The following is a 15375-nucleotide window of genomic DNA, read 5'->3' on the forward strand; positions in this document are numbered from 1 at the left end:
TCAAGAGAAGTCATGTTCAAGCGAAACACCAGAGCCCTGGGGGGCGCCGCCTTGTGCGGCGCCCTGTTGGTCAGCGGCTGCGCCAACCAGATGTCGCAACGCAGTGAGCACGAGGAGCGGGTCGAGCGAAAGTTGCTCGACCACAGCCTGCAGATCGATGTAGGCGAACCCAAAGTGCTCGAACTGCCGCAACGCCGGGTTCGCATTCACGAGCAGAAGACCTTTGAGGTCACCGAATACGAAGTCACCCGCCGTTACGATCGCTACACACCGTACCAACCCTGGCGCAAAGTCTACGAAATGCCCCTGGGCGCGGTCGCTTTAGTGGCGGGCGCGGGCGCCAACGTGGCGAATATCTTCGCCCTCGGCAACCTGCCCACCAGCATGACCCGCGACTGGCTGAGCTACGGCGTGGACGGCATCAACCCGTTCATGAACGTGCAATCCCACGGCCGTGCGCAACAGAACCTGGCGGGTATCGATGAAGTCCAGCGCGACAAACGCACGGAGTATTCGAGCCTGCCGTGGAGCGAACGCCCGGTACAGGTCACCGCCGGCAAGCAAACCCATGAGCTGACCACCGACCGTAATGGCGTCCTGCGCCTGAACCTGTTGGACAGCCCATTCGCCGAGCAGGACCTGAACCGCATCAGCACCTTGAAGATCAGCGTGGAAGATGGCCAGGACGATGTGCATTCGGACTCGACCCTGGCGATCAGCAACACCCTGCGCGGCAAGTTGCTGGAAGCCCATGGCCTGATTTACGACGACCTGGAAGACGACGAAGTCAACCAGTGGGTGCACCGGGTCAAGCGCCTGTCGGAGCTGGGCCTGGAGGAAGAAGCCAGTGAACTGGAACAGAGCCTGATCGAACTGACCCGCAATGATCCGGAGTTGCAGCAGGAATTCCTGCAGGCACTGACCAAGGATGCGGGGCGGCTCGTCGCAGACCCGGGCGCTCACTGAGATTCCAGGCTGGATGAAAATCCAAATGTGGGAGCTGGCTTGCCTGCGATAGCGGTGTATCAGTTAAAGCATCAATAACTGACCCTCTGCTATCGCAGGCAAGCCAGCTCCCACAGTTTTTTCCGGTTTCTACCAGGGAAACTGAAGCTGCTCATTACCACTGCTCAAATCCAGCAACCTCACCCCAATCCCCAGCAACCGCACCGGCTTGCCGCCCCGATTGAACGCCTGGGTCAACAGCTGTTGATAACTTTCCAGGTCCCGCCCTGCCCCGGCCTGCTCCAAGGTGGTCTGGGTAAAGTCATGAAACTTCACTTTGACGAACGGCTTGCCCGCGCGATAGCTGCTGTCGATGCGCGCCATGCGCCCGGCAAGGGTTTCCATCAGTTCGGGGAGCTTCGCCAGGCAACTTGAGAGATCCGGCAGGTCCACATCGTAGGTGTTTTCGACACTGATGGATTGCCGGCGGCTGTCGTTCTGCACCACACGGTCATCAATCCCACGCGCCAGGCTCCACAGGCGCTCGCCAAAACTGCCGAATTCACGCACCAGCGCCAGCTTGTTCCAGTCACGCAACTGCAGGCAGTCTTCAATGCCCAGGCGCGCCAGCTTGTCGGCGGTGACCTTGCCGACGCCGTGCAGCTTTTTCACCGGCAACTGGGAGACAAAGTCTTCGATCTGATCCGGGGTAATCACAAACAGGCCGTTGGGTTTTTTCCAGTCGCTGGCGATCTTGGCCAGAAACTTGTTCGGCGCAACGCCTGCGGACACGGTGATATGCAACTGGTTGGAAACCCGACGGCGAATGTCCTGGGCAATACGCGTGGCGCTGCCGCCGAAATGCGGGCTGTCGGAAACATCCAGGTAGGCTTCATCCAGCGACAGCGGTTCGATCAGGTCGGTGTAGTCACGAAAGATCGTCTGGATTTCCTTCGACGCTTCCTTATAGGCATCCATGCGCGGCTTGACGATGGTCAGGTCCGGGCACAGCTTCAAGGCGTGGCGTGACGACATGGCCGAACGCACCCCGTACGCCCGCGCCTCATAGTTGCAGGTGGCGATCACCCCTCGCCTGTCCGCCGAACCGCCAACGGCCAGTGGCTTTTGTGCCAGGCTCGGGTCGTCGCGCATCTCGATGGCGGCGTAGAAGCAATCACAGTCGACGTGGATGATTTTGCGCTGCGTCATATAAACAGAGGGTGTAATCCAACGGGTGGCCAGTATCGCACTCACACCTGTATATAGCACCAGTAGTTTGATTCTTCCGCTTGAGCGGTAGGAAATTTCACAGATGAATTTATTTTCTCAATCGAAATCAGCCTTCCGATAGAGCCGAAACCCACGGCCTGACTGGCCCCGAGCCATTCCAAACCCCACCTTGGAGAGCTAAACGATTGAACCACAAGCTCTTTTCTTCAATTCACAGGTTGACACATCTGCGTTCCTCTGTAGAATGCCGACACACAGACGCGGGATGGAGCAGTCTGGTAGCTCGTCGGGCTCATAACCCGAAGGTCGTCGGTTCAAATCCGGCTCCCGCAACCAAACATCAAAAAAGGCTACTCGAAAGAGTGGCCTTTTTTGTGCGTGCCTGTTTTTGCTGTGTATGAAAATTGTAAGACAAAAAAGTCTTTGCCCTTCGCGCACTTACCGTGCGTAGCCGGTTCAAAACAGCTATTTCACACTAATTTGACCCATCAGCCCATTAACGGTTGACACCCCGCCGCTGGGCTGTAGAATGCCGCCCACAGACGCGGGATGGAGCAGTCTGGTAGCTCGTCGGGCTCATAACCCGAAGGTCGTCGGTTCAAATCCGGCTCCCGCAACCAAACATCAAAAAAGGCTACTCGAAAGAGTGGCCTTTTTTGTATCCGGTGAAAAAGTTCTTCTGAAACAATGGCATGGCATCTTTCATGAAACCCTGCGCGGTTTGTTGAGTCCATGTCTTTGCAAGCTATGCTCAATGCTCAAGCGCTATCCTCTACGACCAATGGCCGCAGTCGCCGCACCCGGCGATACGCGTTAATATTTGTAATTATTTTGTCCATAGGGATTGGTAACTTGGCTGGATACCTCCATCCTGTCGCGCACAATCCACGAGGTGATTGATGCGCGCCAACTCGTCTGAACCACAAGACACCGTCACAGCGACACAACCGATTCCACCCACCCGTTTGCGTTGGCTGGATCTGTTGAGTAAATACCGTCAGCCCATTGGGTTGGCCGTTACTCTGTTGCTGTTCGCAATCGCCCTGATCGCCTGCCGACACCTGTTGCTGGAGCTGGACCTGTACGCCCTCCACGACTCGATCCTGGAAGTGCCCAAGCCTGCCCTGCTCGGCGCGTTTGCGGCGGCGGTCGCCGGTTTCATCATTCTGCTCGGTTATGAATTCTCCGGCGCACGCTATGCCGGAGTGAAACTGCCGGCCAAGACCCTGGCGATGGGCGGCTTCACAGCCTTCGCCATCGGCAACGCAATTGGTCTGTCGATGCTCTCGGGCGGGTCGGTGCGTTACCGTCTCTATGCACGCCATGGCATCGGCGCTGCCGAAGTCGCCCACATGACCGTGTTCGCCAGCCTGGCCCTGGGCACCGCCCTGCCGCCACTGGCCGCGTTGGCCACCCTGAGTAATTTGCCAGCCGCCTCTACTTACCTGCATTTGTCCCAAGGATTGCTCGGCGGCATCGCCGCTGCAGTACTCGTGCTGTCCGCCGCGCTATGCATCGGCATCTATCGTCGTCGCCTGCCGGAGCAGCCCTACCCCGACAACCTGCTGGTCAAGGCCGGGCGCCGTACCCTGCGCCTGCCGGGCCGGCGCCTGACGTTCCTGCAACTGATCATCACCGCGCTGGACGTCGCCGCTGCCGCCACCGTGCTTTATATGTTGCTGCCGGAAGCACCGCCGTTCGGCCCGTTCCTGCTGGTGTACCTGCTGGCCCTGGCCGCTGGTGTGCTCAGCCATGTGCCGGGTGGGGTGGGTGTATTCGAGGCGATTCTGCTCGCCGCCTTCGCCGACAAGCTCGGCGCCGCGCCGTTGGCCGCCGCCCTGCTGCTGTACCGCATGATCTATGTGGTGCTGCCGCTGCTGATCGCCTGCATATTCCTGCTGGTCAACGAAGCCCAGCGCCTGTTCCAGACCCAGCAAAGCCTGCGGGTTGCCTCAGGCCTGGCCGCACCGGTGCTGGCCGTGCTGGTTTTTTTGTCCGGCGTGGTCCTGCTGTTTTCCGGCGCAACGCCGGAAATCGACTCACGCCTGGAAAACATCGGCTTCCTGATTCCCCACCGCCTGATTGACGCCTCGCACTTTGGCGCCAGCTTGATCGGCGTGTTGTGCCTGTTGCTCGCCCAGGGTTTGCGTCGGCGGTTGTCAGCCGCCTGGATGCTGACCATGGTGTTGCTGCTGACCGGTGCCCTGCTCTCGCTGCTCAAAGGCTTCGACTGGGAAGAAGCCAGCCTGATGATCATGACGGCGGTGCTGCTGGCGATCTTCCGGCGTTCGTTCTACCGCGCCAGCCGCCTGACCGAATTGCCGTTCTCGCCGCTGTACCTGGTGGCCAGCGTCTGCGTGCTGGGCGCCTCCATCTGGCTGCTGCTGTTTGCTTATCAAGACGTGCCGTACAGCCACCAACTGTGGTGGCAGTTCACCCTGGACGCCAATGCCCCACGCGGCCTGCGCTCGCTGCTGGGCGCGGCAGTGCTGTTGGTGATCGTGTCGCTGACCTGGCTGCTGCGCACCGCGCGCCCGGTGATCCACCTGCCGACGCCGGACGAACTGGAACGCGCCACCAAGATACTGATGGCCTCGTCCCAGCCCGACGGCGGCCTGGCGCTGACCGGCGACAAAGCCTTGCTGTTCCACCCTAACGATGAAGCCTTCCTGATGTACGCGCGTCGCGGGCGCAGCCTGGTGGCCTTGTATGACCCGATCGGCCCGACTCAACCGCGCGCCGAAATGATCTGGCAGTTCCGTGACCTGTGTGACATCCACCACGCACGCCCGGTTTTCTATCAGGTCCGCGCCGAGAACCTGCCGTACTACATGGACATCGGCCTCACCGCGATCAAGCTGGGCGAAGAAGCCCGCGTCGACCTGAAACGCTTTGACCTGGAAGCCAAGGGCAAAGAGATGAAGGATTTGCGCTACACCTGGAACCGTGGCACCCGGGACGGCTTGTCCCTGGAGATCTTCGACCCGGGCCAGGCGCCGATGGATGAACTCAAGGTCATCTCCGATGCCTGGTTGACCGGCAAGAACGTACGGGAAAAGGGCTTTTCCCTGGGCCGTTTCAGCGACGACTACCTCAAGCACTTTCGCATCGCGATCATTCGCTTCGAAGGGCGCCCGGTGGCCTTCGCCAACCTGCTCGAGACTTACAACCACGACCTGGCCAGTCTCGACCTGATGCGTGCGCACCCGGACGCGCCGAAGCTGACCATGGAATTCATGATGGTTGGCCTGATTCAACATTATAAGAACCACGACTACGCCCGCTTCAGCCTCGGCATGGTGCCGTTGTCGGGCCTGCAACCACGCCGTGGCGCGCCGTTGACCCAACGCTTGGGCTCGATGGTGTTCCGCCGTGGCGAGCAGCTGTATAACTTCCAAGGTTTGCGCCGCTTCAAAGATAAGTTCCAGCCTGACTGGGAACCCCGTTATATGGCCGTGCCCGCAGGACTTGATCCGCTGGTGGCACTGGCCGATACCGCCGCCCTGATTGCGGGCGGCTTGACTGGATTGGTGAAACGCTGATGATTCGACGCTCCTGGCGGTATGTATTGGCCTTTGTAGTGCTGCTCGCGCTGATCGCGGCGGGTGGCTTTTGGTACTGGAACCGCCCTGCCCCGCAACCGACCCTGGAACAACTGCCCCAGGCCGACGGTTCGGTGATGACCCGTGTCACCCCTGCCGGTTCGGCAAAAGCCCGCGTGGCTGTAGCCGTATTGGCCGATGCAACCTTGACCGACAGCCAACTGATTGCCCTGAGCCAGGGCGGCTCTGCGCAAATCGTTCAAGTGATCCTGCCCAAAGACGACTGCAAGTTGCAGGAACAAGCGCTGCAAAGCGCCCTGGGCCAGCTTAAAGGCCCGGCGACGCTGGTCAGCGGCATCGGCCCTGGCGCAAGCCTGGCGTGGCGCTGGTTGGCCGCACAGACCGACGACAAGGCCAACGCCATCTCGGTCGGCTTCGCCATGACCCAGGAAGGCTGCAAGGACCCACTGCCGAAAACCGCCGCCCACGGCAATTGGCTGGTGGCTTGGAACGATAACCCTGACGATGATGCCGCCAGTTTCGTGCGCGACACCCCGCGCGCCACCACCAGCATCAGCGACTACGACATTCATTACCCGCAAGTGCTGAACAACGAACTGCGCAAGCAGCTGGTGGGTTCTGACAACGGCGGCCTGGCGATTCCTGTGGTTGAAGTACCGGCCGGCCAAGCCAAGGACACCGTCACCCTGTTCCTCTCCGGTGACGGCGGCTGGCGCGACCTGGACCGCGACGTGGCCGGTGAAATGGCCAAGATCGGCTACCCGGTGGTGGGCATCGACACCCTGCGCTACTACTGGCAGCACAAGACCCCGGAACAGAGCGCCAAAGACCTCACCGAGTTGATGCAGCACTACCGGCAGAAATGGGGCACCAAGCGCTTCGTGCTGACCGGCTACTCGTTCGGTGCAGACGTACTGCCCGCGATCTACAACCGCATGCCGGAAAACGAACAACAGCGTGTGGACGCAATCATCCTGCTGGCCTTCGCGCGTACCGGCAGCTTTGAGATCGAAGTGGAAGGCTGGCTGGGCAACGCCGGCAAAGAAGCCGCGACCGGCCCGGAAATGGCCAAGCTGCCGGCTGACAAAGTGGTGTGCATCTATGGCGCCGAAGAAGTCGACGAGAGTGGCTGCACCGACAAGACGGCGGTTGGCGAGGCGGTGAAACTGCCGGGCGGGCATCACTTTGATGAGAACTACCCGGCGCTGGCACAGCGCTTGGTGGACATCATCGTGAAGCATCAGGCCAAGGATAAGGCCGAGTAACTCCGGCCGCCCACAAAACTAAAGGTGGGCACTTCTGTGGGAGCTGGCTTGCCTGCGATAGCATCACCTCGGTGCAACTGAAAAACCGAGGTGCCTGTATCGCAGGCAAGCCAGCTCCCACATTTGTTTTGTGGTGGGGCTGAGTTTTAGCGCGGCTCGATATGCGCAATCATCAACTGCACAGTTTCATTCCCACGAAACTCGTTCACGTCCAGCTTGTAGGCCAACTCCACCCAACGCACCGTCGGGTTCGGCCAGACTTCACGGTCTACACCAAACGCAATGCCATCGAGCTTCACAGACCCGCATTCGCTCTTGAGCACTACCTTCAGGTGCCGCTCTCCCACGACGCGCTGCTCGACCAACTGAAACACGCCGTGAAACAACGGCTCGGGAAAGTGCTGCCCCCACGGCCCGGCATGCCGCAAGGCGCGCGCCAGTTCCAGGTGAAACTCTTCCACCGCCAACGTACCGTCAGACAGCAATCGGCCAGTCAGGTCTTCTTCACGCAGTTGCCGACGCACTTCAGCGTCGAAGGCTTCGGCAAACAGTGGGAAGTTTTCTTCGCGCAAGGTCAAGCCAGCCGCCATCGCGTGGCCGCCGTATTTGGCGATCAGGTTGGGATGCTGGCTCGCCACGACCGCCAGGGCGTCACGGATGTGAAAACCCTGCACAGAGCGCCCTGAGCCCTTGAGCAGGCCATCACCGGCGTCGGCAAAGGCGATGGTCGGGCGGAAATAGCGCTCTTTCATCCGCGACGCCAGAATGCCGATCACACCTTGGTGCCATTCCGGGTCGAACAGGCACAACCCGTAAGGCATCGACTCCACCGGCAAGTCCTTGAGCTGGGCGAGCGCCTCGCGCTGCATGCCCTGTTCGATGGATTTGCGGTCCTGGTTCATGCCGTCCAGTTGCGCCGCCATTTCCCGCGCGGCAGCGACGTCGGTCGTGAGCAGGCATTCGATGCCCAGGCTCATATCGTCCAGGCGCCCGGCGGCGTTCAGGCGTGGCCCGAGGATAAAGCCGAGGTCGGTGGAGGTGATGCGCGCGTGATCGCGCTTGGCGACTTCAAGGATCGCCTTGATCCCCGGCCGCGCTCGGCCGGCGCGAATACGTTCCAGGCCTTGATGGACGAGGATGCGGTTGTTGGCGTCCAGGGGCACCACGTCGGCGACGCTGCCCAAGGCCACCAGGTCAAGCAATTCACCAATGTTCGGCTGAGGCTTGTTGTCATACCAACCCAGGCTGCGCAACCGCGCGCGCAAGGCCATCAGCACGTAAAAGATCACGCCTACACCGGCCAGCGCCTTGCTGGGGAACTCACAGCCAGGCTGGTTCGGGTTGACGATGGCATCTGCCGCCGGCAACTCATCACCCGGCAAGTGGTGATCGGTGACCAACACCTTCAACCCTGCCGCTTTTGCCGCCGCTACGCCTTCGACGCTGGAGATGCCGTTGTCCACGGTGATCAGCAGCTGTGGCTCGCGCTGCAGCGCCACCGCGACGATTTCCGGGGTCAGGCCGTAGCCGTACTCAAAGCGGTTAGGCACCAGGTAGTCGACATGGGCCGCGCCGAGCAACCGCAGGCCCAGGGTGCCCACGGTGCTGGCTGTGGCGCCATCGGCGTCGAAGTCACCGACGATCAGGATGCGCTGGCGCTGCTCCAAGGCCACCACCAGCAGGTCCACCGCTGCATCAATCCCCTTGAGCTGCTGGTAAGGAATCAACCGCGCAAGGCTCTTGTCCAGCTCGGCCTCCGACTGCACCCCGCGTGCAGCGTAGAGACGGGTCAACAGCGGTGGCAATTCACCGAGAAACGGCAGGACAGCAGGCAACGGGCGAGGATCGATACGCATGGGGTGACGGAAACTTCTCTTCTAGTACAACGGTTAAACAACAATGCTGAAAACAACATGGATCAACTGTAGAAGCCGGCTTGTGTAGGAGCCAGCTTGTGTAGTAGCTGGCTTGTGTGGGAGCTGGCTTGCCAGCAATGCAGACACCTCGGTCTTTCAGCCATACCGAGGTGATGCTTTCGCGAGCAAGCCCGCTCCCACACAAGCCCGGCTCCCACATCAAGCCAGCTCCCACACAAGGCGGCGCCTACAGGGTCAACCGCGCTCGCCGGCCAGCCATTCCAGCTGGACTTCGTGCTGGCCACGGTCGTCAGTCACAAAAACCGTGCCTTCGCTGATCATCACGTCCCACTTGATCACCCGTGGCATGTCCTTGGCCAGGGTTTCCAGGATTTCCTGGGGCACGGCGGCGATGTGCACATTTTTCAGGTTTTTCGCCACCGGCACTACTTTGCCTTCCCAGACGCGCAGGCTGCCATAGGCCAGCAACGTGGTGCGTTCGGTGCGACGGGAACACCAGGTCAGGCGCTCCGCATCCGGCTGGCCCACTTCGATCCAGTGCAGGACGCGGTCATCCAGGCTTTTTTCCCACAAGGCTGGTTCGTCTACATCTGACAGGCCACGACCAAAAGCCAGCTGCTCGTTGTAGAAAAGGGCGTAGGCCAGCAGGCGCACAGTCATGCGCTCTTCGGTTTCCGAAGGGTGGCGGGCGATGGTCTGTTTGACGCTCTCGTACACCGAACGATCGAGGTCGGTAAGGTTGAGTTCGAATTTGTAGGTCGTGGACGGCTGGGCCATGAACGGGCTTCTAGAGACAGGGAAAGGCGGCCAGTCTAACCGATGGTGGGGCCAATCAACGAATACTGCGCTGCATCATCCTTATCCCTGGGCCGCTCGCCTATGTTAAAAGGCATCACACCACCGCCCTGCGCTTGCTAAGGATCCTCATGTCGTTTAATGCCAAACCGCTTGCCGGCCTGAAAGTCATCGAACTGGGCACCTTGATCGCCGGCCCGTTTGCGTCACGCATTTGTGCCGAGTTCGGGGCCGAAGTGATCAAGGTCGAATCCCCGGACGGCGGCGACCCACTGCGCAAATGGCGCAAGCTGTATGAAGGCACGTCACTGTGGTGGTTTGTGCAGGCACGTAACAAAAAGTCGCTGACACTCAATCTCAAGCATCCGGATGGCCTGGCGATCCTCAAACAGTTGCTGGCGGATGCCGACATCCTGATCGAGAACTTTCGCCCCGGCGTACTGGAAAAACTCGGCCTGAGTTGGGAAACCCTGCATGCCCTGAATCCCAAGCTGGTGATGGTGCGTCTTTCAGGTTTTGGCCAGACCGGGCCGATGAAGGACCAGCCGGGGTTTGGTGCAGTGGGCGAATCAATGGGCGGCTTGCGCTATATCACCGGTTTCGAAGACCGACCGCCGGTGCGCACCGGGATTTCCATCGGCGATTCGATTGCCGCCTTGTGGGCGGTGATCGGCGCGCTGATGGCGCTGCGTCATCGCGAAGTCAACGGCGGCCTGGGCCAGGTGGTGGATGTGGCGCTGTATGAAGCCATTTTCGCCATGATGGAAAGCATGATCCCGGAGTTCGATGTGTTCGGCTTTATCCGCGAGCGCACCGGCAACATCATGCCCGGCATCACGCCGTCGTCGATCCATACCAGCGCCGATGGCAAGCATGTACAGATCGGTGCCAACGGTGATGCGATCTTCAAGCGTTTCATGAGCGCGATCGGCCGTGAGGACTTGGCCAATGACCCACAATTGGCCAGCAATGATGGGCGCGACAGCCGCCGTGATGAGCTGTACGGCGTGATCGACCGCTGGGTCAATTCGCTGCCGCTGGACCAGGTCGTCGAGCTGCTCAACACGGCAGACGTGCCCGCCAGTCGCATCTACAGCGCTGAAGACATGCTTGGCGACCCCCAGTTTCTGGCGCGGGAAATGTTTCTCAAGGCGCAGTTACCGGGCGGCAAGGACTTCAAGATGCCGGGGATTGTGCCCAAGCTCTCGGACACCCCCGGCAGTTGTGAATGGGTCGGCCCGCAGTTGGGCGAGCACAACAGCGTGGTGCTCAACGCGTTGGGCTATGACGCGCCAGCCATTACCCGCTTGCGTGAGGATGGCGCGATCTGATGGCTCGTCCGCGCAAGCGCCGGTTCATCCGTGTGTACCTCGCCGGCGCGATGTTCGGCGTATGGCCATTCTTTGCGCACGCCGAAGAAACCTTGATTTGGCTGCTGCGCGACTTGCCGCCCATTACCATTTTCGAGGGCCCGCAGAAAGGCCAAGGGGCGCTGGACCAACTGCTGCCGATACTCAGCGAGCGCCTGCCGGAATACCGCCACACAGTCATGCACGTCAACCGTGCGCGCGGCATTCAAATGTTGCGCGCGCCCTCCCTCACCTGCGACCCGTCGCTGTTGTGGACCGCGGAACGCGCCAAGTATGTGGTGTTTTCCAAACAGGCATTCGTGGCGGTGGCCAATGGGGTGACCATCCGACGCAGCCAGCAGCAAGCACTGGCGCCGTTTATCGTCGAGGGCCAATTCGACCTGCAAGCCTTTCTCGACTCCCATAAGGCACGGATCGGCGCAACCGCCGAGCGCAGCTATGGCCCTGTGATCGATGAACAGCTCAAAGGCGTTGACTCACACACCTTGGCACTCCATTACGGCAATGACGCCCTTGGGAGCCTGTTGCAAATGCAGCGCTTGGGGCGATTGGAAGCGGTGTTGGGCTATTGGCCAGAAATTCGCTATCACGCCAAGCAACAGGGAATCGCCGCCCAAGACCTGATGTTCTACACCATCAAAGGCTCAGCGCCTTACCAGCGCACGCATATCGGTTGCTCGGACACGCCGCAAGGCCGCAAGGCCATGACGCGCATTGACCAGGTACTACGCGAGATCCCACAGGCGCAACTGCAGCAATCCTACGCCTCATGGTTGGACCCGGGCATGCGTGAACAGTATTTGCGCGACAACCCGAGGTTTTTCCAGGATTCCCCCGAGCCCTGAGCAGCCACAGGGTAAATCGCAGGCAAAAAGAAACCCCGAAGAGTGGGGAGACACTTCGGGGTTAAACGTGGCCTACAAAGACCAGTACAACAAGCCACAAACACCGGAGCACAATGTTTGCTCTTGCTGTTACAAAATCTGACCGGCCATGCTGTAGGAAGTTTCGCCGATTAAATTTTTCTTCATGCGACGGCAGCGCCACGCGTCTGTGCAGCGTTACGCAGGGCCGCGATGACCGAGGGCTCCAGGCGACCTTCGGCGATTTTCAGGTCGCGCAACAGGCAATCCACCACATCCACCAAAACGCGCTTGTCGGTCAATTGTGCGCGGTCGACTTCACGCTCGACTACGATGGCACCGGCCGGATTCTTCACGGTCACCAGGCACTCGTCCTGCATACCCGAGGTGGTCAACGTAACCTGATAAGGGCTCAGTGCTTCTTCGAGCAATAGGCTGATATTTTCCATCTCGATCACCACTCAATAGTTCGGGAACAATCGTTTCAACGGCAGCTGCCTCTATCCTAAGTGACTGGTTATGTCGTAGGAAAGTTCGCTTTATCGTCTTTACGCGGTCGTCAGGGAGTGACGTGAACCAGCATGCGCTTGCAACATGACAGACAAAAAACGCCGCTGACCCAAGGAAGGGAAAGCGGCGTTTTTGTCTACGCGGTTCGCCTTACAACGGCTTGCCCCGATTCCCGTGCTGGCTGACAAACGCCTGCACTGTCTTCAGGTCATTGGCCAGCACCGTGCAACGCTCTTCACGTTCGAACAGGTCAGCCAGGTGCTCCGGCAATTCCAGCGCCTTGCCCACACCTGCCTTCTCCACCGCTTCCGGGAACTTGACCGGGTGAGCGGTGCCGAGGATCACCATAGGAATGTCCAGGCTACGACGGCATTCGCGTGCAGCCTTCACGCCGATAGCGGTGTGCGGGTCGAGCAGCTCGCCGGTCTGGGCGTAGACTTCGGCGATGGTTTCGCAGGTCTGTGCATCGTCCACGGCCAGGGAGTCGAACAGCTTGCGGGTTTCGGTCCAGCGCTCCTGTTCGACGCTGAAACCGCCACCGCTCTTGAAGCTGTTCATCAGCTCGGCCAGGGCAGCGCCGTTGCGACCGTGCATGTCGAACAGCAGGCGTTCGAAGTTCGACGAGACCATGATGTCCATCGACGGCGACAGCGTCGCGTGCAGGGTTTCCTTGACGTACTGGTTGCCGCTCATGAAGCGGTGCAGGATGTCGTTGCGGTTGGTGGCGACGATCAACTGGTTGATCGGCAGGCCCATGTTGCGCGCCAGGTAACCGGCGAAGATGTCGCCGAAGTTGCCGGTCGGCACCGAGAACGATACCGAACGCGCCGGGCCGCCCAGCTGCAGCGCTGCATGGAAGTAGTAGACGATCTGGGCCATGATCCGCGCCCAGTTGATCGAGTTCACCGCCACCAGGCGTGTGCCTTTCAGGAAGCTCTGGTCAGCGAAGCTGTTCTTGACCATTTCCTGGCAGTCATCGAAGTTGCCTTCGATGGCGATGTTGTGGATGTTCTCACCAAAAATGGTGGTCATCTGGCGACGCTGTACTTCCGACACGCGCTTGTGCGGGTGCAGGATAAAGATGTCGACGTTTTCGCAGTGCTTGCAACCTTCGATGGCCGCCGAGCCGGTATCACCCGAGGTCGCACCGATGATCACCACGCGTTCGCCGCGTTTTTCCAGCACGTAATCCAGCAGACGACCGAGCAGTTGCAGGGCGAAGTCCTTGAACGCCAGGGTCGGCCCGTGGAACAGCTCAAGCACCCACTCGTTGCCATTGAGCTGACGCAATGGCGCGATGGCGCTATGGGAAAACACGCCGTAGGTTTCTTCCAGGATCTTCTTGAAGTCTGCATCCGGAATGCTGCCGGTGACGAACGGGCGCATCACGCGGAACGCCAGTTCGTGGTACGGCAGGCCGGCCCAGGAAGCAATTTCTTCCTGGGTGAAGCGTGGCAGGTTTTCCGGCACGTACAGGCCGCCGTCAGTGGCAAGGCCTGCCAGCAAAACGTCTTCGAAATTCAGGGCCGGTGCCTGGCCGCGGGTGCTGATGTAACGCATGACTGGCTCCTCTAAAACATTCTCGAACAGGGGCCGCCGAATGCGCGGGGCCCCTGGAACAAATCGGTTAGTTCAAGTGCTCGACGCGAATCCGCACCACCGGGCCGACCACACCTTGCAGGGCTTCGAGGGCGGCGATGGCATCGTTCATGTGCTGCTCGAGCACGCGGTGGGTCAGCAGGATCATCGGCACCTGGCCGTTTTGCTCCTCGACTTCCTTCTGCATGATCGACTCGATGTTGATACCGCGCTCCGACAGGATGCTCGCCACCTGGGCCAACACGCCCGGATGATCCTGGGCCTGGATGCGCAGGTAGTAAGCGCTTTCGCACGCTTCAATCGGCAAGATCGGGTGAGCCGACAGCGAATCGGGCTGGAAGGCCAGGTGCGGTACACGGTTTTCCGGGTCGCTGGTCATGGCGCGAACCACGTCCACCAGGTCAGCGATCACCGACGAAGCAGTTGGCTCCATGCCGGCGCCCGCGCCGTAGAACAATGTAGAACCGGCAGCATCGCCGTTGACCATCACCGCGTTCATCACGCCATTGACGTTGGCGATCAGGCGGTCGGCCGGGATCAGCGTCGGGTGCACACGCAGCTCGATACCGGCCGGTGTGCTGCGCGCCACGCCCAAGTGCTTGATGCGGTAGCCCAGCGCTTCGGCGTAGTTCACGTCGGCAGTGGTCAGCTTGGTGATGCCTTCGGTGTAGGCCTTGTCGAACTGCAGCGGGATGCCAAAGGCGATGGACGCCAGGATAGTCAATTTGTGCGCAGCGTCGATGCCTTCCACGTCGAAGGTCGGGTCGGCTTCGGCGTAGCCCAGGGCCTGGGCTTCGGCCAGCACGTCTTCGAAGGTACGGCCCTTCTCGCGCATTTCGGTAAGGATGAAGTTACCGGTGCCGTTGATGATGCCGGCCACCCAGTTGATGCGGTTGGCGGACAGGCCTTCACGGATCGCCTTGATCACCGGGATGCCGCCGGCCACGGCGGCTTCGAACGCAACGATCACGCCCTTCTCGCGGGCCTTGGCGAAGATCTCGTTGCCATGTACGGCGATCAGCGCCTTGTTGGCGGTGACCACGTGCTTGCCGTTCTCGATGGCCAGCAACACCAGGTCACGGGCCACTGTGTAGCCGCCAACCAGCTCGATGACGATATCGATTTCAGGGTTGGTGGCCACGGCGAAGACATCGTTGGTAATCGCAATACCGGTCGTTTGGAACTGAGGCTTTGGCGAACGCGTGGCAATCTGCGCCACTTCAATCCCGCGCCCTGCACGGCGGGAAATTTCTTCAGCGTTACGCTGAAGTACGTTGAAGGTGCCGCCACCGACGGTCCCTAACCCACAGATGCCTACTTTGACCGGTTTCACTGAAGAACTCCCCATGAAACGGCCG

11 protein-coding genes and 2 tRNA genes are annotated in these 15375 nt (G+C 60.4%); 7 read left to right on the forward strand and 6 right to left on the reverse strand.

Annotated features, from left to right (window positions below; translation table 11 throughout):
- The first annotated feature begins 12 nt into the window (after positions 1-12).
- On the forward strand, positions 13-966 hold the full coding sequence (locus L8I05_RS18980; protein ID WP_242170947.1) for a hypothetical protein: 954 nt from the start codon (positions 13-15) through the stop codon (positions 964-966).
- 129 nt (positions 967-1095) lie between these two features.
- On the opposite strand, the gene dinB is transcribed toward L8I05_RS18980, so the two are convergent.
- Complete coding sequence (gene dinB, locus L8I05_RS18985) at positions 1096-2154, reverse strand: DNA polymerase IV (protein ID WP_159959587.1); 1059 nt, start codon at positions 2152-2154, stop codon at positions 1096-1098.
- Between the two features lie 280 nt (positions 2155-2434).
- Between dinB and L8I05_RS18990 the strand changes: the two genes are divergently transcribed.
- The 4 genes from L8I05_RS18990 (at position 2435) to L8I05_RS19005 (ending at position 7003) form a co-directional block, all read left to right on the forward strand.
- Positions 2435-2511: transfer RNA gene (locus L8I05_RS18990), tRNA-Met, on the forward strand.
- Positions 2512-2718: 207 nt separating this feature from the next.
- Positions 2719-2795: transfer RNA gene (locus tag L8I05_RS18995), tRNA-Met, on the forward strand.
- A gap of 279 nt (positions 2796-3074) precedes the next feature.
- Positions 3075-5717 carry a bifunctional lysylphosphatidylglycerol flippase/synthetase MprF gene (gene mprF, locus L8I05_RS19000; protein WP_242170949.1) on the forward strand — a complete coding sequence of 881 codons (2643 nt, stop codon included), beginning with the start codon at positions 3075-3077 and terminating at the stop codon, positions 5715-5717.
- The gene (locus L8I05_RS19005; RefSeq protein WP_177017060.1) at positions 5717-7003 is read left to right on the forward strand and encodes a virulence factor family protein; all 1287 of its coding nucleotides are present in this window, start codon (positions 5717-5719) and stop codon (positions 7001-7003) included. The genes mprF and L8I05_RS19005 overlap by 1 nt, the downstream gene beginning before the upstream one ends.
- Positions 7004-7149: 146 nt before the next feature.
- Here the strand turns inward: L8I05_RS19005 and recJ are convergent, their stop codons facing one another.
- Together recJ and L8I05_RS19015 are read right to left on the reverse strand one after the other, a co-directional pair.
- On the reverse strand, positions 7150-8859 hold the full coding sequence (recJ, locus tag L8I05_RS19010) for a single-stranded-DNA-specific exonuclease RecJ (protein ID WP_197626873.1): 1710 nt from the start codon (positions 8857-8859) through the stop codon (positions 7150-7152).
- A gap of 255 nt (positions 8860-9114) precedes the next feature.
- Positions 9115-9657 carry a YaeQ family protein gene (locus tag L8I05_RS19015; RefSeq protein WP_242170950.1) on the reverse strand — a complete coding sequence of 181 codons (543 nt, stop codon included), beginning with the start codon at positions 9655-9657 and terminating at the stop codon, positions 9115-9117.
- A 149-nt stretch (positions 9658-9806) separates the two neighbouring features.
- Here L8I05_RS19015 and L8I05_RS19020 point away from each other — a divergent pair, with 149 nt between their 5' ends.
- A complete protein-coding gene (locus L8I05_RS19020) occupies positions 9807-11006 on the forward strand; it encodes a CaiB/BaiF CoA-transferase family protein (protein ID WP_242170952.1) in 1200 nt (399 codons plus the stop codon).
- Positions 11006-11890, forward strand: coding sequence for a TIGR02285 family protein (locus tag L8I05_RS19025; RefSeq protein WP_242170954.1), 885 nt, complete (start codon positions 11006-11008; stop codon positions 11888-11890). The genes L8I05_RS19020 and L8I05_RS19025 overlap by 1 nt, the downstream gene beginning before the upstream one ends.
- A 182-nt stretch (positions 11891-12072) precedes the next feature.
- On the opposite strand, the gene L8I05_RS19030 is transcribed toward L8I05_RS19025, so the two are convergent.
- The 3 genes from L8I05_RS19030 to L8I05_RS19040 form a co-directional block, all read right to left on the reverse strand.
- Positions 12073-12357 (reverse strand): DUF3509 domain-containing protein, encoded by a 285-nt coding sequence (locus tag L8I05_RS19030; protein ID WP_242170956.1) that lies wholly within the window; start codon positions 12355-12357, stop codon positions 12073-12075.
- A gap of 211 nt (positions 12358-12568) precedes the next feature.
- Positions 12569-13978, reverse strand: a complete 1410-nt coding sequence (gene thrC, locus L8I05_RS19035; protein ID WP_177017064.1) for a threonine synthase — start codon at positions 13976-13978, stop codon at positions 12569-12571.
- A gap of 67 nt (positions 13979-14045) precedes the next feature.
- On the reverse strand, positions 14046-15350 hold the full coding sequence (locus tag L8I05_RS19040; RefSeq protein ID WP_159959606.1) for a homoserine dehydrogenase: 1305 nt from the start codon (positions 15348-15350) through the stop codon (positions 14046-14048).
- Positions 15351-15375 lie beyond the last annotated feature (25 nt).

The organism is Pseudomonas sp. MONT-RG-20F-20-E-7-02 (assembly GCF_022662395.1).
GTDB lineage: Bacteria > Pseudomonadota > Gammaproteobacteria > Pseudomonadales > Pseudomonadaceae > Aquipseudomonas.